The organism is Dactylosporangium sp. NPDC049140 (assembly GCF_040648435.1).
The window spans coordinates 99,168-117,989 of sequence record NZ_JBEZDS010000027.1; the positions used below are offsets into that span (position 1 = coordinate 99,168).

Sequence of the window (18,822 nt, forward strand, 5' to 3'; positions counted from 1 at the left end):
CGCCCGGTTCGAGGCGAGCCAGTTGCCGAGCACGCCGAACGTCGTGCTGTTGCCGGCGGTCACGGTGCCGTCGTAGGCGCAGCTGTTCGAGTGACGACACGGAGCGCCGCGACGACAAGCACGGAACGGGTGTCTCGCGGACGCACTCCATGCCGGCTCCGCGGACATCACACGGCTCCCACAGCCACGGCATACGTTCGCCGCTCATGATGCGAAAGTTTCGCGTCGGCAGGCTAAGTGGTTTCCAAGACACACGTCAATGAAGGCCCTGACGACGGTCCGGGATGGGAGCATCTTCCGCCGATGGCCGGCGCGCCGGCCCGGACTGGTCGCGTGCCACAACCTCGGTCATTGCCTGGCCATTGCGCCGTTCAGCGACGGTTGCCCGCCTCGGGAACACGGAAGGCAATCGAGCGAGATCTTAGAAAGTTTCAAGCAAGCGCTGCGATCCGACGAGTGGGCGCGATCGACGAGCGGTAGCGCCCGGGCGCCGCGTGGTGAGCTTCACGCCGAGCGCCTCGTCGATCTGACGGAGCACGTCGTCGGTGAGCTGCACGCCGGAGGCCTGCGCGTTGGCGTGCACCCGCTCGGGCCGGGACGCACCCGTGATCGCCGAGGCGACTTCGCCGCGGCGCAGCACCCAGGCCAACGCGAGGGTGGCCAGGCTGATCCCGAGGCCGTCGGCGATCGGGGTCAGCCGCTGCACCGCGAGCAGGGTGGCGTCGTTGCGGACCAGGTCGCAGAAGCCGTTCATGCCGTCGCTTGGCGGGCCGTGAGTCGGCCGGCACGGGCGCCCGCAACGCGGCCAAGGTCGAAGACCTCGCCCGGGCCTATCCCGCCGCTACTCTCGCGCTGGCGTTGGACGTCACCGATCCGGCGCAGGTCACCGCGGCCGTCCGGCAGGCCGAGACCCGCTTCGGCGGCATCGACGTGCTGGTCCGCGGTCACCGCGGCCAGCCGCGTGCTCGGCCGCCAGCGCGACGAACTGCGCGCCTGGCAGCACCTGAGCATCAGCACCGACCATCACCACTGGCCCCAGCCCTCGCCGACGTTACGCTCACGTGCTTCCTCCTCCATCAACGCCGGCCGGACCTGCCGCCGGTGATGCCGGACAGGAATCCCTCCAGGGCGAGTGTGGCGGCGCCGAGGCTGACCGGGTCGCCGGACAGCGTCGAGCGGACGATGCGGACGGCCGTGAGCGGGCGGCGCAGGGCGTGTCGTGTCACGACGGCCTGAACCTCGGTGAGCAGCGGTTCGCCGAGGCGGGCGGTGACCCAGCTGCTAAGCACGACGGTTTCGGGGTTGACCAGGTTGACGAGGTTGGCGACGGCGGCGCCCAGGTAGCGGGCGGTCTCCGCGATGACCTTCAGCGCGGTCGGGTGACCGGTGTCGGCGCCGTGCGCGAGGGCGTCGATCGTCGCTGTCTGGTCGTTTCCGTGCAGCATCGGGCTGTCGGGGTCGAGTTCACGCAGGTGCTGGATGATGCCGGGCGCGCCGACGTACGTCTCGACGCAGCCGCGGCCGCCGCAGTGGCAGGGCCGCCCGTCCAGCACCAGCGTGGTATGCCCCCACTCGCCGGCGCTGTTTGTCGCACCGCGATACAGGGCGCCGCCGAACGCCAGGCCCGCACCGACCCCGGTGCCCAGGGTCAGCACGATGACGTCCTCGCGGCGGCGGCCCGCGCCGAACCACAACTCGGCGACGACCGCGGCCCGCAGCGGGTTGTCCAGGTGCAGCGGGATGCCCAGGGATTCGACCAGCAGGCCGCGCAGCGGGATGTCGTGCCAGTTCCAGTTCGGCGCGAAGACGGAGACGCCGCCGTCGCGGTCGACCTGGCCGGGAACGCTGATGCCAGCGCCGAGCACCCGCCGGGCGGGTATTCCCGCGCGTTGCAGCACCGCGCGTATCGCGGCCACGATGTGCCCCACGACCTGCTCGGGCCGGTTCTCCTCGGGGTGCAGCCGCTCCTCGACGCCGTCCAGGAAGTGCAGCGCGGCGTCGAACAGGTCCACGCGCACGTAGGTCTCGGCCACGTCGACGCCGATCAGTACCCCGCCGGCGGGGGCGACCGCAACCAGCCCCCGGGGCCGGCCGGCGGAGTCCTCGAACCCGACCTCGACCAGCAGCCCGGCGGTGATCAGCTCGCCGACGACCGTGGCGACCGTGGCGAGGCTGAGCCCGGTCTCCCCCGCGATCCGCTGACGGGAGGCCGTCGACTCCGCGATCACGCTGCGCATGACCTCGAACCGGTTGGCCACCCGAATGTCGCGGGACGTCCCCTTGGCGATGCCGACCCCCTGCCCACCGTTCTCGCAATGGTTATCGTAACCGTTGGCGATAGCCGCCGGCCTGCCTCTTGACACCTCCGCAACATGAGCGCAATCATTCAGCAACATCGAAGTGTCACCGGATTGCTCCAGCAGCACACGGCCCGCCCCCTGGCACATGCTGCGCCGCCACAGGACGCCCATTGCAGCCTACGACGCTCCGGCGCATCGATGTTTACGTAAACATTCGTTGGTTGGAGGCCCTGATGCACCACCCACGCCTGCGCACGATCATCAGCACACTCGCGGCCGCCGCCCTCGCCGCCACGCTGCTGACCATCTCCCAACCGGCATCCGCGGCCACCAACAGCTTCCGCGGCGTGAACTGGGCCGACCAGCGCGACAACTACGTCGACGGCTGGGTCATCCCCACCGGCCTCACCGCCGGGGACAGCTACAGCACCGTGCGAACCAAGGCCGACGGCATCATCACCGCCTTCCAGCAGCAGATCGGCGCGAACACGGTACGGCTGCCGATCAACCCGCAGAGCGTCAACTCCGACTGGTGGGGACGGTACAAAGGAGCATTCGACTCCGCGCTGAACCACGGCATGAAGGTCATCGTCTCCTACTGGGAGGCGAACAAGGACGGCCGCGTTGACGACGCCACCGCGTGGAACACCATGTGGGACCGCGTCACCGCCGACTATGGCGGCAACGGCAACGTCTACTTCGAGCCGATGAACGAGCCGTTCGGCTACAGCCTCTCCGCCTGGGTCTCGCTCTGCTCCAGCTGGCTGTCGCGGCATTCCAACATCCCCCGCGGCCGGGTCGTGATCAGCGGCACCGGCTACAACGACAACGTCACCGGCGTCGGCGCGGCCAGCGCCCTCAACGGCACACTGCTGTCGCTGCACTTCTACGGCTTCTGGGCCAACGACACCACCCGCTCCGCCTGGACCACCAACCTCAGCAACCGGCTCGGCTCCTACTCCTCGCGCACCATCATCGACGAGGCCGGCGCGCCGATGACCACCGGCCTGACGTACACGAACGGGGCCACCCAGGACGGCAACGTCTTCACCGCCTACTTCGCCGCCACCACCGACCTCGCCCGGGCCCGGCAGATGGGCATCGTCTACTGGCCCGGACTGCGCGCCGGCGACCCCTACTCCCTCACCCGGCAGAGCGGCAGCGGCCTGGCCGTCAACAACACCTCGGGCGTCGCCCAGCTCCGCTGGGGCTGGGGCCTGTAACCAGGCCGTAGCGCCACGGGCAGTGGGCTGGTTGACAGCACCGGCAGCGGGTAGCCGTCGTTCGGAGTTCGCTTGACCAGGTGCATGACGGAGGAACGAGATGCAGGAGGAGACTCGTTCGCTGGCCGAGCTGCATGAACTGGCTGGACACGTTTGCCGGCCAGGACGTGCGGTTCCATCGGGGTCACCGGCGCGGCGCGCTGAGGCCCGCCGCCCGGCGCCGCTCAGGAGGCCCGCGGCGAGCCGGTGCTCCCCCGCACCACCAGGCGGGCGGCGCGTTCCCGATGCGAGTCTGGGGACCGGCCGTCGATGACGTCCAGCAGGACGCGGGCGGTGTGAGCGCCGTACGCCTGGATGTCCCATGACAGCGCCGTGAGGGCCGGGCGGACCAGCACGCACAGCTGGGAGTCGTCGCCGGCCACGATGGACAGCTCGCCCGGCACCGCGACGCCCATCTCCTGCGCCACGTTGAGCGCGGCGACGGCCATCAGGTCGTTGTCGTACATGATGGCCGTCGGCCGTTCCCGCCGGGACAGCAGCGCCCGGGTGGCCCGGGCGCCCTCCTCCCACGTGTAGTCGGTCTCGGCGACCAGCGGCTCGCCGAGGCCGTGGCCGAGCACCGCCTCGCGGAACGCCTCGATGCGCACCTGGGTGTGGTGCAGGACGGGCAGGCCGGCGACCCGGGCGATGCGGCGGTGGCCCAGCGCCACCAGGTAGTCGACCGCCGACACCACCGCCGCCGAGTCGTCGGTCTGCACCGCCGGCAGCTTCGTGTCGCCGCGGGGGCGGCCGACGAGCACCGCGGGCATCTGCAGCTCCTCCAGCACCGCGATCCGCGAGTCCTGCGACCACAGGTCGGTAACCACCATGCCGTCGACGCGCCGCTCGGCCCAGCACAGCCGCATCGCCTCGATCGCGGCGTCGTGGTCCTCGACGATCTGCAGGAGCAGCCCGATGCGCCGGCCGGACAGCTCGCGCTCGAGCCCGGCGATGAACCGCATGAAGAACGGCTCGACGCCGAGCGTGTCGGCCGGGCGGGCCAGGACCAGCCCGACGCTGTGCGCCCGGGACCCCGACAGCGACCGGGCCGCCACGCTCGGCCGCCAGCCGATCTCATTCGCGATGTCCAGGATGCGCTTGCGGGTCTCCGGGGACACCCCGGGCCGGCCGTTGAGCGCGTACGACACGGCGCCGATGGACACGCCGGCGCGGGTCGCGATCTCGCCGATTGTCGGCCGCTTCACCGGCCGCCCCCGGCGGTGTCGAGGGCCTCGACCCGGTCGGGCTGGGTGACCAGCTGGTTGGCGCTGCGCAGCACCAGCGGGTCGAGGAACGCCTCCGGCTCGACCACCGCCGTGGTGCGGATCTCGAACGTCGCGGTCTCCCCCGGCAGCAGCGTCACCAGCGCCTTGTCCACGTGCGCGTCGCCCGCCACCCGGTCGGCGAGCACGGTCAGGTCGCGGACGAACGTGCCTGCGGTCACCGTCAAAAGGTACCCTGTCGGCCCCGTCGGCCCGGCCGGCACGAGCGGCTCGGCCCGGGCCGACAGCCGCGGCTCGGGCAGCGCCGCGGCGACATCCTCGGCGAAATGCCAGAAGGCCCGGTCCGGGCCGGTCCCGGCCACGACGATCTCGCGTGCCGGGTCGCCGGCCCCCGCGACCGCCGGCGGCAGCGGCACGGTCAGCGTGCCCCGGGCGGGGACGTCGACCGGCACGGTGACCTCGGCCAGCGCAGCGCCCCCGAGGTCGCGCCGGCTCACCGGGACGTCCGCCCGCCACGGCCGCTCGCTGTCGTTTACCGCTACCAGCGCGAGCCCGCCGTCGCGCGGCTGCACGGTCAGCAGCCGGTCGCGGAAGCTGCGCCGCAGCGCGTACCACAGCGGCTTGCACCGCCCGTCGCCGTCCACCGCCGACCATGAGATTGCCGGCCACACGTCGTTGAGCTGCCAGACCACCGCGCCCATGCACAGCGGCGCGAGGGAGCGCAGGTGCTCGACGCCGAGCGTGATCGCGCGCGCCTGGTTGAGCGAGGTCGCCCAGTGCCAGTCCTCGAACGTGGCCGGCGGCGGCAGGTGGCCGGCCAGGCCGCGGGCCAGCTTGCTGTTGCCGTCGTCGGCCTTCTGGTGCAGCAGGATGCCGGGCGAGTCGGGCCGGAGGGGCTCGTCGTGCACGGCCCGGGTGAGCGTGGCCCAGGCGGGCGGGCCCTGGAAACCGAACTCGGCGACGAACCGGGGTGCGTAGCGTCGGTACCCGGTGTAGTCGTCGGTGTTCCACACGTCCCAGATGTGCATGGTGCCGTGCTCCGGCTCGTTCGGGTGCCGCGCCGGGTCCGGCGAGTGCGGCGAGCCGGGCGAGTAGGGCCGGGTCGGGTCGAGCTCGGCGACGATCGCCGGGAGGATCTGCGTGTAGTACCCCCAGCCCCAGGTGCGCCCGTCCAGCTCGTCCGGCCAGCCCCAGTCGTGGTAGCCCCAGATGTTCTCGTTGCCGCCGTTCCACAGCACCAGGCTGGGGTGGGGGCTCAGCCGGGTCACCGCCTCGCGGGCCTCCGCCTCGACCTCGCCGCGCAGCGGCTCCTCCTCGGCGTATGCGGCGCAGGCGAAGAGGAAATCCTGCCACACCAGCAGGCCCAGCTCGTCGCAGACGTCGTAGAAGTTGTCGCTCTCGTAGATGCCGCCGCCCCAGATCCGCACCAGGTTGACGTTGGCGTCGCGGGCCTGGGTCAGCCGCTGCTCGTACCGGGAGCGGCCGACCCGGGCGGGGAAGCAGTCGGCCGGGATCCAGTTGACCCCGCGGGCGAAGATCCGCTCGCCGTTGACGACCAGCGTGAAGGGCGTGCCGCCGGCGTCCGGCGTGGTGTCCAGGGCGACAGTGCGGAACCCGATCCGGCCGCTCCACTGCTCGCCGTCGAGTCGTACCGCGATGCCGTAGAGCGGCTGGTCGCCGTACCCGCGGGGCCACCAGATCCGGGCGTTGGGCACCCGCAGCTCGACCACGGCCTCCTGCTGGCCGGCCGCCACCCACGTCTGCGCCCTCACGTCGCCGACTTCGACGTCCAGCCGCAGCGGACCGTGCCGCCCCGGGGCCCACCGCAGGTCCACGTGCGCGCGGAGCACGCCGGTGTCGCCATCGACGCCGACCAGGGGCCGGACGCCGGCGATGCCGGCCACCCGCCAGGACTCCAGGAGGATCGGGCGCCAGATGCCCACGGTGGTGGTCTCCGGGCCCCAGTCCCAGCCGTAGTCGCAGGCCATCTTGCGCAGGGCGTTGAACGGGTGCCGGTTCACATGCGGCCGCGGGCCCAGCTCGGCGGCGGCCCGCTCGGCGGCGCTCAGCGCGCCCGTGAACGTCACCGTGAGCGTGTTGTCCCCGCGGTGCAGCAGGGGCGCCACCGGGAAGCGGTGGCTGCGGTGCATGTTGCGGACTCGGCCGAGCACAGCGCCGTTGAGCTCGATCTCGGCGGCGGTGTCCAGGCCGAGCGCGACGAGGTCGATCTCGTCCTCATCGCCGGCGCCTTCCCACTGGAACACGGTCTCGTAGCGCCAGTCCACGCGGCCGATCCAGGCCAGCAGCCGTTCGTTCTCGTCGAGGTACGGGTCGGGGATGAGGCCGGCGGCGAGCAGGTCGAGGTGCACGCACCCGGGCACGGTGGCCGGTATCCGCACGCCCGCCACGTGCGCAGGCGCGTCGCCGCCGACGGCGCGCACCGTCCAGCCGTCGTGCACGCTGACCCGCGTCACTTGGTGGCACCCATCGTGAAGCCGTTGTAGATGAACCGTTGCAGCAGGAGGAACACCACCAGGGTAGGAAGGATGACGAGGACCGCGCCGGCGCAGATGACCTCCCAGTGGGCGCCGTACGGGCCCTTGAACCGGAACAGTGACGTGGAGATGACGGCGAGGTCGGATGAGGGCATGTACAGGAACGGGACGTAGAAGTCGTTGTAGATGACGACACCCTTGACGATGACGACGGTGGCGATGGCCGGCTTGAGCAGCGGCAGGATCACGCTGCGGTAGATGCGCAACGACGACGCCCCGTCGAGGCGGGCCGCCTCGTCCAGCGACACGGGGATGACCCGCATGAACTGGATGAAGATGATGATCGACACGATGTCGGTGCCCGTGTACAGCGCGATCGGCGCCCACCGGGTGTTGAAGATGCCGAAGGAGTTGACCACCTGGAACGTCGCGACCTGGGTCGTGACGCCGGGGACCAGCGCCGCGAAGAGGAACAGGGCGATCACCACGCGGCGGAACCGGAACCGGAACCGGTCGATCGCGTACGCGGTCATGGAGCCGATGACGACCGTGCCCAGGACCGAGACCACCAGGATCACCGTCGTGTTGACGAACGCGGTGAGCATGTGGCCCTGCGTGAACGCGAAGGTGTAGTTGTGCAGGTTGAGCCAGTCGTGCGGCAGGTCCAGCGGTCCGCCGTTGGCCGACTCGCGCTCGGTCTTGAGCGACGTGGTGAACACGACCACCAGCGGTAGCAGGGTCACCGCCGCCGCGACGATCAGCGAGAGGTACTTGGCGGCGACGGCGCTGCGAGCCGCGATCCCGCGCGGGCCTGGGATGCGCCGCCGCCGGGCGAACGCCTGGACCGTCATACCAGGTCAACTCCTTCGTCGGGGACGAGGCGCCGCTGGATCCAGGTCACCAGCATGACGATGAGCAGCAGCACGACGGCGGCCGCCGAGGCCAGGCCCACCTTGTTGAACTGGAATGCCAGCTTGACGGTCTGGATGACGAATGTCGTGCTGCCGTTGGCGCCGGTGGTCATGATGTACGGGATCTCGAACACCGACAGCGAGCCGGAGACCACGAGGATCGCGCTCAGGCCGATCACCGGCCGGATGCCGGGCAGGATCAGGTGCCTGACCTGGTGCCAGCGGTTGGCGCCGTCCATCTCCGCGGCCTCGTAGATCTCGCCCGGGATGGACTGGATCGCGCCGAGGAACAGCACGAAGTTCAGGCCCAGGTACCGCCACAGCGACACCGAGGCGAGCGACCAGTTGACCAGGTCGGGGTCGCCGAGCCACAGGTGCTGGCCGTGCACGCCGACGAGGCGCAGCACGGAGTCGAGGGTGCCGCCGGGCTGGAAGAAGTAGAGGAACACGAACCCGATCGCCACGCCGTTGATGAGGTACGGGAAGAACAGGACACCCTTGAAGAAGTTGCGGAACCGCACGTTGAAGCTCAGGACGGTGGCGAAGTACAGGGCCAGCACCATCTGCACGACGCCGGAGGCCAGGTAGAAGCCGCTGACGAAGAAGACCTGGAACAGGTCCGGCCGGGAGAAGAGCTCGACGTAGTTGTCCTGCCCCACGAACGGCATGTCGGGGCTGATGCCGTCCCATTTGGTCAGGCTGTAGAAGACCAGGTTCCCGACCGGCGCATAGGTGAACGTCAGCAGGAACGCCAGGGGTACGGCCAGGAACAGCCACGGCGTGAGCCGGCTGAGCCGGCGGCGCCCGGCGTCCGGCACCGCCTCGGGCGGGGGGCCGGCCGGCGCTGGGACGGCGGGGCGGGCGGGCGTCGCGGTGGTGGTGTCCGGTCGATCGATCATGTCGCCTCGCTCATCGTGTCGGTGTCGCGGCAGGGGCGGCGGGCGGGGCCCGCCACCGAGGGTCCGGCCACGCCCGGCGACTCAGCCGGCCGACTTGATCCCGGCGGCCCATTTCTTGTTCAGGTCGGCGAAGTAGGCGTCCAGGGTGCCGGCGGCCGCACCGCGTCCCAGGTCGACGATCTTCTGGCGGTAGTCGGGCTTGTTCAGGCCGATTTCGGACTCGTTGTCGATCTTCGAGACCTGGGGGTTCTTCTCCTGGCTCAGCTCGATGAACTGCACGCCCGCGTCCTGGTACGCCTTGAGCTCCGGCGGCAGCGCACCGCTCTTGAGCGTCGGCAGCAGCGCCTCGTCCTGGGCGAAGGTGCTCTTGTCGACGAACCAGTCGACCCAGGCCCGGGCCGCCTCCTTGTGCTTGGAGTGGATGCTGACCGCCTGCGCGTAGTCCGGCTGGACGATCGAGCAGTAGTGCCCGCTGACCTGCGCCGGCCACGGCATGAAGCCGATGTCCGCCGGGTCCTTGCCCGCCTTCTTCGCGGCCGACTTCATCTGCGAGATCGCCCAGGACGCCAGCATCAGCGTGCCGATCTTCCCGGTGGCGATGCCGCTCTTGGCGCCGCCGTCCCAGGCCGTCGTGGTGGGGTCGGCCTCGACCAGCTTGTCGTGCACCACGTTGTAGAGCAGGGAGTCGATCTGGTTCAGCTCCTTGCCGGAGGCCCACGGCGCGGTGTCGGTGGCGAGGTTGTCGTTGGCCTTGGTGTCGCAGCTGTTCGAGCCGAGGTTGAACTGCCAGGCCGTCATCGGCCAGCCCTCGTGGTAGATCGTGTAGAGCGGCGTCGCCGAGGTCTTCGACTTGATCGCCGCGAGGTCGGCGCGGAACTCGTCAAGGGTGGCCGGCCACTTGGTGATCCCGGCCTGCTGCCAGACCGCCTTGTTGTAGACCAGGCCGTTGGCGTTGCCGTTGGTTGCGATGCCGTAGGCCTGCCCGTTGTACGTGGTCTTGTCGACGAAGCGGTACTTCTGGCTGAGCGCGGCCGGGTCGCCCAGCGGGGCGAAGAACTTCGGGTAGTCCGGCACCGGCACCGCGCCCGGGATCATGAGCACGTCGCCGTAGTCGTCGCTGTTCATCCGGACCTTGACGTCGGTCTCGTAGGCGACGATCGCCTCGAACTTGACGTGCACGTTGGGGTAGATCTTGTTGAACTCGGCCGCGTACTTGTCCAGGGTGCCGTCGGCCGCCAGGTCGGTCTTGTGGGTGAGCACGGTGATGTCGCCGCTCACCTGGGCCGGGTCGGTCGGGGCCGCGGCCGAACCGCCGCCGCCGGCTGCGCCCGAGCAGCCCGCCACCGACAACAGCAACGCCACGGCCAGCACGGCCGCCGATCGCTTCTTCATGCGCCATCTCCCGGAGGGTCAGCAGTGATCGCGTGGGCTTAAATGTTTAAGTTCAGAGCGCCGACGAGTCGCGCAAGGTCAGTTCGAGGAAACTAAGCCGCTCACCACGGTACAGTCAAGCATCTCGATGGATGCCGACATTCATTCGTTACATGCTCGTCATATTCGATCTTGAATCTACTGAAGCGCTTTTGCGCAATGTGAAGGCCGGGCCGCGGCATCGGCTGCCACGGCCCGGCTCGAAACCGAACGGCGTCGCTACGGGTTCTGGGTCAGCAGATGTGCCTTGAAGCCCTCCCCGAAGGTGCTCGTCGGGGTGCCGTTGTAGTCCGTGATGAGCACGTTGCCGTTGCTGTTGCACACGCCCCACGGGTTCCAGGTCCAGGCCAGGTAGCCCACGCCGTGCGCGTCGGCCCAGGTCATCACCTGGTCGATGTAGTCGTGCGCGCAGGTGTTCTGGCCGATCTCGCCGGCCACCACGGGCACCTGAGCGGCGACCGTGCCGATCTGGCTGTCCCAGCAGGTCACGGTGATGCAGCCGTTGAAGTTGTACGAGTGCCACGACGCCATCAGGTTGCCGGTGGAGTCGGTGGGCTTGTACGTCAGCCACTGCGTCAGGTCGTTGGTCCAGGTCAGCCCGGCCGACATGATGACGTTTGTGGCGCCGGTCGCCCGGACCGCGTTGACCAGGCTCTGCGTGCCGGCGACCTGGTAGGTGATGCCGGTGCAGGTGCCGCCGTCGCGCAGGCACTTCCACGCCGCCGTGGCGTCCTGGAAGTTGTTGGCCGCGTCCGGGTAGGGCTCGTTGAACAGGTCGAACACGACCGCGTTGTTACCCTTGAACGCGGTGGCCACCTGGGTCCAGAATGTCGGCGCGTACTGCGCGTCCGGCATCGGCTTCTGGCATGTGGCGTTGGCGTCCGAGCAGGCCGATGCGTTGCCGGTGTACACCCCGTGGTTCCAGTGCATCTCCACGATCGGGTTGATGCCGTTGGCCACGAGCAGGTCGACGTAGTCCTTGACGGCCTGCTGGTAGGTGGCGCCGCTGGGCGTGCCGAACGTGCCGAGCCAGCAGTCCTCGTTGAGCGGGATCCGCACCGCGTGGATGTTCCACGCCTTCATGGCGTCGACACTGGCCTGGTCCGGCGTCGGGCTGTCCCACATGCCCTTGCCCTGCACGCAGGCGAACTCGGAACTGGCCCGGTTCACGCCCAGCAGCCGGTACGTGGCCCCGGACGCGGTGAGCAGCTTGTTGCCCGACACGTGCAGGGCCGGGGCGGCCCCGCCCCCGCCGGACGGGTTGACCCTGATCGAGATCGGGGTGGTGGTCGTGGTCGCACCGGCGTTGTCCACCGCCCGGGCGCCGACCGAATACGTGCCGGCCGCCACGCCGCCCCACGAATACGTGTACGGCGCGGTGGTGTCCGACCCGACGACCGTGGAGCCGTTGAGGAAGTCGACCCTGGCCACGGTACCGTCGGCGTCGCTCGCGGTTGCCGCGAAGTTGACGGTGGCCGGCGCGGTGTAGGTCTGCCCGGCGGTCGGGCTGGTCAGGCTCACCGTCGGCGCCCGGTTGCCGCCGGACGAACTGCTCGCGCTGACCGACGGGCTCGGACTGGTCGTGCTGCCGGTGCAGGCCACCCCGTTGAGCGCGAAGTTCGTCGGCTGCGGGAACGGGCTGGGCGGGGCGGAGCCGCCCGCCGAGCGGGTCCACTCGCCCTGCAGCCCGACGGTGGTGTTGGTGGCGCCGGTGCCGATGGCGCCGTTCCAGCCCGCGTCGGTGGCGGTGACCGCGGTGCTGCCGGTGAAGGTGGCGTTCCAGCCGCTGGTGCGGGTCTGCCCGGCCGGCAGCGTGAACGTCAGCGTCCAGTGGCTGACCGGATCGCCGAGGTTGGTGACGGCCAGGCTGGTGGTGAAGCCGCCCGACGTGGGCGACGATTGCCACGTGTTGAGATTCTGGTAGGTGACCGAGCAGCCGGCCGCCGCGGCCGACGCCGGTAACGCCGCGTACGCCGCGCCGCCCAGCACCAGCACGCCGGCGGCGGCGGACGCCAGCAGGGCCCTTCGGTGACTCATGTGGTCTCCTCGTTCCTGAGGTCTGCGTCGATGGACGTGCCTAGGAACGTGGAGACCTTAAACATTTAAGTCAACAGCGCGTTTCCGACCGGGCCGATCGGCGCCGTCTACCGGGAGAAAGCCTGGGAGGCCGCGTGAAAATTACCGGCGCCGGGGTCGTTAACCTTTTAAGCCACATCCTGGACACCCCGGCCGCCGGGCCGGGTGCCGCACCGTCGGTGACCAGCCGAGCGGCGCCGGCGACATGGCTCGGAGTGACGTCGTTGAACGTGCCGTTCTCGTCGTCGGCTCCGCAGCGCGGTGCCGTGATCGGCGAAGTCGGCCGACCATTGCAGCACTGCCCATTCGCGATCCTCCGCCGGCGTGCGGGCGCGGTCGCTGAGTGCCTCCCACCGCGTCCCATGACGTGGCCGGCATCGGTGGGCCGGTCCGCGGTGTCGGGTATTGTTACGGCATGGGTTGCTCCGCCGCCATGAACATCCGCGCCGCCGCTTAGCGGCGGTATCGCGGTTGGTGTAACCGCGGCCTCGTGACCGGCCCGCCGGGTCGGTCAGGCGTACCGCCGGATCAGTGTCCTCCGGCAGCCGACTCGCGTGTCTCGCTGTGCTGCCGGGTCCTGCTGTGATCCGGGGAGCAGATCTGTGTCGGTATTGCCATCAGTCACCGTGTCCGAGCGCGTCGCGCTGTCGCTGCGCGCGCTGGGGCCCGCCGGGGAGGCCTGGCTGGCCGGGCTTCCCCGCCTGCTCGCCGGCCTCGCCGCCGAGTGGTCGATCACCCTCGGCGCCCGGCTCGACGGCGGTCGGACCGCCTACGTCGCCGAGGCGACCACGCACGACGGCACGCCCGCCGTCCTCGGGGTCTCGATCCCGGGGAGCGATTTCGACAGGCAGTTGCAGGCCCTTCAGCTCGCCGGCGGCGACCCGTACGCCCGGCTGGTCCGCCACGACGTGCCGCGCCGGGCCCTGCTGCTGGAGCGCCTCGGTCGGCCGGGCCCGTTTCTCGCGATGGCCGACAACCTGGCCGAGGGTACCGCGAAACCCGAACTGCTCCTGATGGTCGGGCTGCCCGGCGCCGGCAAGTCCACCCGGGCCGCGGAGCTGGCCGTGGCACACCGCGCGCTGCGGCTGACCCCGGACGAGTGGATGATCCCGCTGTTCGGCGAGCCCGAGGCCGGCGGCAAACGTGACGTGCTGGAGGGGCGGCTCATCACGGTGGCCCTGCAGGCGCTGCGGCTGGGGACCAGCGTGGTGCTCGACTTCGGGCTCTGGAGCCGCGACGAACGGTCGGCGCTGCGCCGGCTGGCGGCCACGGCCGGGGCGTCCAGCCGCGTGATCTACCTGCCCGTCGACCGGGACGTCCAGCGCGCCCGGATCGCCCACCGCCAGGCGACCGCACCCCACACGACGTTCCCCATGATCGAGGCCGACCTCGACCGGTGGCGGACCCTGTTCCAGGCGCCCGACGCCGCCGAGCTGCGGTACGACGCACCGGTTCCGACGCCGCCGCCGGGCTGGCCCGGCTGGCCCGAGTGGGCCGCGCACCGCTGGCCGTCCCTCGACACCGCGGCTCATCGGCGATGATGAACATATGCGGACACGGGGGCCGGGACAGTACCTGGGATGGTTGGTGTGGCAGCAGAAGCGAAGGGCCGCGCTGGGCGCGCTGTGGAGCTCGCTCTGGATGATCAGCCTGGCGATCACGCCGTACCTGATCTCCCAGGCGATCGACCGCGGCCTGCGCCCGCGGCAGACCGGCCCGCTGGTCGCCTGGGCCGGCGCGATCTTCGTGGTGGGGGTGGCGAACGCGGTGCTCGGCATCCTCCGGCACCGGACCATGACCAAGATCCGGCTGGACGGCGCGCTGCGCACGGCTGACGCGGTCATGGCCCACGGGGTGGCGCTCGGGGCCGCGCTCCCCCGCCGGATCACCGCCGGCGAGGTGGTGACCATCGGCATCGGCGACGTGTGGCTGGTCGCGCGGGCGCTGACCGTGACCGGGCCCGGCGTGGGCGGGATCGTCGCCTACGTGGTCGTGATGACGCTGCTCATCCGGGTGTCCGGGATGATCGCCCTGGTCGTGGCGGCCGGGGTCGTCGTGCTCGCGACGCTGCTCGGACCGCTGCTGCGCCGGCTCAACACCTCCGGCGGGGAGTACCGCGAGCGGCAGGGCCGGCTGGCCGCGCGGCTGGTCGACGTGCTCGGCGGCCTGCGCATCCTCAACGGCCTCGGCGGCAAGGACGCGCACCGGCAGCGCTACGCCGCCCAGTCGGAGGCCGTCCGGGCCGAGGGGTACCGGATGGGCGCCCCCCTGAGCTGGATCACCGCGCTGGGCGACGGCCTGCCGACGATCTTCCTGGCCGCGGTGACCTGGCTGGCGGCGCGGCTGACGGTCCGCGGCGAGCTCACCGTCGGCGAACTGGTCGCGGTCTACGGGTATGTGGCGATCCTCGTGGTACCCACCTGGATGCTGATCTTCAGTGCGGGCGACGTCAGCCGCGGGGTGATCGCGGCCCGGCGGATCATCGGGTTCCTCCGGCTGCCCGTCGAGGAGCCGGGCCACGGCGCCGCCCCGCCCGGCCCGGCGGCCCTGCGCGACCCGGAGTCCGGCGTGGTCGCCGAGCCGGGCCGGCTGACCATGCTGGCCTCGGGCCGCCCCCACGACGGGGCCGTGATCATCGACCGGCTCGGCCGGTTCGCCGAGACCGCCGCCGCCTGGGGCCAGTACCGGATCGCCGACGTCGCCAAGCCGGCGGTACGCGAGCGGATCCTGGTCGCCGACCACGACGCGCACCTGTTCGCCGGGGCGCTGCGGGACGTGGTCGCGGGCCGCACCGGGGCCGGCGACGACGCGATCCGCCGGGCGATCGGCGCCGCCGTCGCCACCGACATCGCCGGGCTCGACCACGTCGTCGAACGCGACGGCCGGAACCTCTCCGGCGGCCAGCGGCAGCGGGTCCGGCTGGCCCGGGCCCTGGCCGCCGAGCCCGAGATGCTGCTCGCGACCGACCCCACCTCGGCCGTGGACGCGCACACCGAGGCGGCCATCGCCGAGCGCCTGGCCGCGGCCCGCACCGGCCGGGGCACCCTGGTGTCCACCACGTCGCCGGTGCTGCTGGACCGGGCCGACGTCGTGCACTACCTCGTCGACGGCCGCGTCGCCGCCTCGGGAACGCACCGCGAGCTGATGGAGCGCGAGCCCGGGTACCGCGACCTGGTGAGCCGGACGTTCGCCGCGGCCGAGGAGGCGTCGTGAGCGCCCCGACGCTGCCGATCGCCGACGCCCGTCAGGTCGCCCGGGCCGCCGGCCGGCTGATCGCGGCCGACAAGCGGGCCGCGGCGGCCGTGCTCCTGCTCAACGTGCTGGCGGCGGTGGCCGCCCTGGGCCCGCCCTACCTGCTGGGCCGGATGATCGATGCGGTCACCGGACCGCGCGCCGCGGCCCGGATCGACCTGCTGGCCGGCGCCGTCCTGCTGTGCGCGCTGGCCCAGACGGTCCTCGCGCGGACGGCCCTGCTGCTCGGGTACCGCTTCGGCGAGCGCACCGCGGCCCGCATCCGGACGGGCTTCCTGAGCCGCGCACTGAGCCTGCCCGCCTCGGTGATCGAGCGGGTCCCGCCCGGCGACCTGGCCGCCCGCGGCACGAGCGACGTGGACGCGGTCGCCGGCACGCTCCGCGACGTGCTGCCCGGCGTGTTCGTGGCCGGCATGCAGGCGCTGCTGCTGGTCGCGGCGGTGCTCCTGCTCGACCCGCTGCTCGGGCTGGCCGGCCTCCTCGGGCTGTCGGGGATCGTGGTCACCGGCCGCTGGTACCTGCGCCGGGCGCGCACCGCGTACCTGGAGGAGGGGGCCGCGAACTCGGAGCTGGCGGAGGAGCTGGCCGCGACCACCGCCGGCGCGCGCACCATCGAGGCCTTCCGCCTGCACCGCTCCCGGCTGGCGGTGGGCCGGGCCGCGATCGCCCGGACCAGACGCAGCCGGTTGGCCACCCTGCGGCTGCGGTCGGTGTACTTCCCGGCCGCCGAGGGCTCCTACAACGTCCCGGTCGTCCTGGTCCTCCTGATCGGCGGCCTGCTCTACCGCGACGACCGGGTGACGCTCGGCACGGTCGTCGCGGCCACCCTGTACCTGCGCCAGCTGATCGGCCCGATGGACACCATCCTCATCTGGCTGGAGCAGCTGCAGAGCAGCAGCGCGTCGTTCGCCCGGGTCGAGGGGCTGGCCGTCGTGCCGGCCGACCCGGTGACGGCCACCGCGGTCCCGGACGGCGACCGCATCGAGGTGCGGGGCGTCCGCTACGCGTACCCGGGCGGCCCGGACGTGCTGCACGACGTGAACCTCACGGTCCAGCCCGGCGAACGGCTGGCGATCGTCGGCCTCTCCGGGGCCGGCAAGTCCACCCTGGGCCGGCTCCTGGCCGGCGTGGACCGTCCGCACACCGGCACGGTCACCGTCGGCGGCGTCGCCGTGGCCGAGCTCCCGCCGGATGTGCTGCGCCGGCAGGTGGTCCTGGTGACCCAGGAGCACCACGTCTTCCGCGAGACGGTCCGGGACAACCTGATCGTGCCGGCGCCGGACGACCGCCTGGCCGCGGCGCTGCGCACGGTCGGCGCGGACTGGGCGAGCGACCTGGACACCGACCTCGGCGAGCAGCCGCCGACCGGGGCCCAGGCCCAGCAGCTGGCGCTCGCCCGCGTCCTGCTCGCCGACCCGCACACGGTGATCCTGGACGAGGCGACGGCCCTGCTGGACCCGCGCGCGGCGCGCGCGGCGGAGCGGGCCCTGGCCGCGGTACTGCACAACCGCACGGTGATCGCCATCGCCCACCGCCTGCAGACGGCCCACGACGCGGACCGCATCGCGGTGATGGACGGGGGCCGGATCATCGAGCTGGGCACCCACGACGACCTGATCACCCGCGACGGCCCGTACGCCCGCCTCTGGCGCCAATGGCACGGCTAGGGGCTGTATCGAAGTGGGGGTCGGAGCGAGGCGAGGCTCAGGCGCCGGCGCCTGAGTCCGCCGCAGCCCGGCCATCCACTTCGATACAGCCCCTTGGCCCTCCGGGGCCATCCGGAGGACCGGCGCGGGGGCGTCAGTTGTTCGCGACCACCGTGTGGCCGCAAATCCATACGCCCTGGCCGCGCTACCGTCCGCTGCTACCGCGCCCCATCCCGGTCTCGAGCTCGGCGCGGACAGCGGCCGGATCGGCGCCGATCGTCGCGAGCAGCGCGGCGGCGGCCTCGTGCTCGAGTGCGGCGATCGTCAGGTGCGACGACCCGACCTCCGGGTCGCCGGCCGCGGCGGCCAGGGCGACCGACCGCTCGACGGCCGCCTCGGCCTCGCTCGTCCACTCCGGACGGATCGGTTGCCGCGGGTCCGGCGCCAGTGCGGCCGCCCCCCGCTCGAGCGTCACGCCGTGCCGGCCGAGCGTTTCCACGGCGGCGTTCCACGGCACGACGGCCGCGCGCAGCGAGCGGCCGGAGGCGTCGAGCTGGGCCCGCAGCGACGCGACCGCGAGCACCAGATGCGCCGGCGTGACCGTGCCGTTGCCGGCGCGGACCGCCTGCCGTGCCGCCTCGTCGAGCAGGTTCGGGGCCAGCGTGCCGCCGAACCTGGTGCGCCGGGCCCGGCCGCGGCGAAGTTGCCGGCCGAGCCAGGCCAGGAGGCGGCCGTTGCGTTCGTCCAGCTCCTCGGTGATGTCGAGCCGGTTGACCAGCGGGACGTGGGGCTCCCCGGGCTGCCGCCACGACGGATCGGCACGCAGGGACGCCGCGAACGGGGCCTGCTCGTCGCCGGTGCCGAGCAGGCCGACCATGAGGTGGTTCGGGCCGGCGCGGTCGACGCCCGCGCTCCGCGCCTCGGCGATGGTGGCCGTGAGCGCCGCGGCGACCGAGGGGTGCCAGCCGACGACCGGCCGATCCACCGGCTGCCGTTCGGCCAGCCGCCATCGGGCCTCCCGCAGCACCGCGGAGACCCGGTCCGCCCCGACGTGGGCAGACGTTCCGGCCGGCTCCGGCGCGGGCGGCCATCCACCGTCGGTTCGCAGCGCGAGCCGCACCTGATTGACCACGGGCGCCTCATCGGGCGCCGGCCAACGGGCCAGGTGCGCCAGGACGGCCGTGGAGGTCACCGGACCTGTCCCTTTTCGGCCGGCCCGCCGCCCGGCCCCGAGCAGGGCCTGGAACACGGAGCCGCCGAACCCGGTCGCGGAGACCTCCATCGGCCACCCTCTCATGCGTCAATCGTCACGCCGGACCTGCCGAGG

At 71.9% G+C, this 18,822-nt stretch carries 13 protein-coding genes and 1 pseudogene; 5 read left to right on the top strand and 9 right to left on the bottom strand.

The window, feature by feature from the left end; all coding sequences use genetic code 11:
* Positions 1-421: 421 nt before the first annotated feature.
* A complete protein-coding gene (locus tag AB0B76_RS34765) occupies positions 422-754 on the bottom strand; it encodes an aldo/keto reductase (protein ID WP_360383301.1) in 333 nt (110 codons plus the stop codon).
* 8 nt (positions 755-762) lie between these two features.
* Between AB0B76_RS34765 and AB0B76_RS34770 the strand changes: the two are divergent.
* Positions 763-879, top strand: a pseudogene (locus tag AB0B76_RS34770) (hypothetical protein); the annotation flags it as partial.
* A gap of 197 nt (positions 880-1,076) precedes the next feature.
* Here the strand turns inward: AB0B76_RS34770 and AB0B76_RS34775 are convergent.
* Complete coding sequence (locus tag AB0B76_RS34775) at positions 1,077-2,237, bottom strand: ROK family protein (RefSeq protein ID WP_360383302.1); 1,161 nt, start codon at positions 2,235-2,237, stop codon at positions 1,077-1,079.
* A 296-nt stretch (positions 2,238-2,533) separates the two neighbouring features.
* On the opposite strand from AB0B76_RS34775, the gene AB0B76_RS34780 reads away from it, so the two are divergent.
* Positions 2,534-3,523, top strand: a complete 990-nt coding sequence (locus AB0B76_RS34780) for a cellulase family glycosylhydrolase (RefSeq protein ID WP_360383303.1) — start codon at positions 2,534-2,536, stop codon at positions 3,521-3,523.
* Between the two features lie 224 nt (positions 3,524-3,747).
* On the opposite strand, the gene AB0B76_RS34785 is transcribed toward AB0B76_RS34780, so the two are convergent.
* From AB0B76_RS34785 to AB0B76_RS34810, 6 genes are all read right to left on the bottom strand, one after another.
* Positions 3,748-4,767, bottom strand: coding sequence for a LacI family DNA-binding transcriptional regulator (locus AB0B76_RS34785; protein WP_360383306.1), 1,020 nt, complete (start codon positions 4,765-4,767; stop codon positions 3,748-3,750).
* Positions 4,764-7,259, bottom strand: coding sequence for a glycoside hydrolase family 2 protein (locus AB0B76_RS34790; protein WP_360383309.1), 2,496 nt, complete (start codon positions 7,257-7,259; stop codon positions 4,764-4,766). The genes AB0B76_RS34785 and AB0B76_RS34790 overlap by 4 nt, the downstream gene beginning before the upstream one ends.
* Entirely contained in the window at positions 7,256-8,131 is an 876-nt protein-coding gene (locus tag AB0B76_RS34795; RefSeq protein WP_360383312.1) for a carbohydrate ABC transporter permease, read from the bottom strand. The genes AB0B76_RS34790 and AB0B76_RS34795 overlap by 4 nt, the downstream gene beginning before the upstream one ends.
* The gene (locus AB0B76_RS34800) at positions 8,128-9,090 is read right to left on the bottom strand and encodes a sugar ABC transporter permease (RefSeq protein ID WP_360383314.1); all 963 of its coding nucleotides are present in this window, start codon (positions 9,088-9,090) and stop codon (positions 8,128-8,130) included. The genes AB0B76_RS34795 and AB0B76_RS34800 overlap by 4 nt, the downstream gene beginning before the upstream one ends.
* 81 nt (positions 9,091-9,171) lie before the next feature.
* Positions 9,172-10,482: an extracellular solute-binding protein gene (locus tag AB0B76_RS34805; protein ID WP_360383317.1), complete on the bottom strand. Its 1,311-nt coding sequence runs from the start codon at positions 10,480-10,482 to the stop codon at positions 9,172-9,174.
* Between the two features lie 258 nt (positions 10,483-10,740).
* The gene (locus AB0B76_RS34810; RefSeq protein WP_360383320.1) at positions 10,741-12,558 is read right to left on the bottom strand and encodes a cellulase family glycosylhydrolase; all 1,818 of its coding nucleotides are present in this window, start codon (positions 12,556-12,558) and stop codon (positions 10,741-10,743) included.
* 665 nt (positions 12,559-13,223) lie between these two features.
* Between AB0B76_RS34810 and AB0B76_RS34815 the strand changes: the two genes are divergently transcribed.
* The 3 genes from AB0B76_RS34815 (at position 13,224) to AB0B76_RS34825 (ending at position 17,516) form a co-directional block, all read left to right on the top strand.
* Positions 13,224-14,138, top strand: coding sequence for an ATP-binding protein (locus AB0B76_RS34815; RefSeq protein ID WP_360383322.1), 915 nt, complete (start codon positions 13,224-13,226; stop codon positions 14,136-14,138).
* Between the two features lie 100 nt (positions 14,139-14,238).
* Positions 14,239-15,810: an ABC transporter ATP-binding protein gene (locus AB0B76_RS34820; RefSeq protein ID WP_360383383.1), complete on the top strand. Its 1,572-nt coding sequence runs from the start codon at positions 14,239-14,241 to the stop codon at positions 15,808-15,810.
* On the top strand, positions 15,807-17,516 hold the full coding sequence (locus AB0B76_RS34825) for an ABC transporter ATP-binding protein (RefSeq protein ID WP_360383324.1): 1,710 nt from the start codon (positions 15,807-15,809) through the stop codon (positions 17,514-17,516). Before AB0B76_RS34820 ends, AB0B76_RS34825 begins: the two co-directional genes overlap by 4 nt.
* A gap of 184 nt (positions 17,517-17,700) precedes the next feature.
* On the opposite strand, the gene AB0B76_RS34830 is transcribed toward AB0B76_RS34825, so the two are convergent.
* Positions 17,701-18,792, bottom strand: a complete 1,092-nt coding sequence (locus AB0B76_RS34830) for a Clp protease N-terminal domain-containing protein (protein ID WP_360383326.1) — start codon at positions 18,790-18,792, stop codon at positions 17,701-17,703.
* Positions 18,793-18,822 lie beyond the last annotated feature (30 nt).

Coding starts and splice junctions, on each gene's coding strand:
- AB0B76_RS34765 (WP_360383301.1), bottom strand. CDS start 754: ATGAACGGCTTCTGCGACCTGGTCCGCAACGACGCCACCCTGCTCGCG.
- AB0B76_RS34775 (WP_360383302.1), bottom strand. CDS start 2,237: ATGCGCAGCGTGATCGCGGAGTCGACGGCCTCCCGTCAGCGGATCGCG.
- AB0B76_RS34780 (WP_360383303.1), top strand. CDS start 2,534: ATGCACCACCCACGCCTGCGCACGATCATCAGCACACTCGCGGCCGCC.
- AB0B76_RS34795 (WP_360383312.1), bottom strand. CDS start 8,131: ATGACGGTCCAGGCGTTCGCCCGGCGGCGGCGCATCCCAGGCCCGCGC.
- AB0B76_RS34800 (WP_360383314.1), bottom strand. CDS start 9,090: ATGATCGATCGACCGGACACCACCACCGCGACGCCCGCCCGCCCCGCC.
- AB0B76_RS34805 (WP_360383317.1), bottom strand. CDS start 10,482: ATGAAGAAGCGATCGGCGGCCGTGCTGGCCGTGGCGTTGCTGTTGTCG.
- AB0B76_RS34810 (WP_360383320.1), bottom strand. CDS start 12,558: ATGAGTCACCGAAGGGCCCTGCTGGCGTCCGCCGCCGCCGGCGTGCTG.
- AB0B76_RS34820 (WP_360383383.1), top strand. CDS start 14,239: ATGATCAGCCTGGCGATCACGCCGTACCTGATCTCCCAGGCGATCGAC.
- AB0B76_RS34830 (WP_360383326.1), bottom strand. CDS start 18,792: ATGAGAGGGTGGCCGATGGAGGTCTCCGCGACCGGGTTCGGCGGCTCC.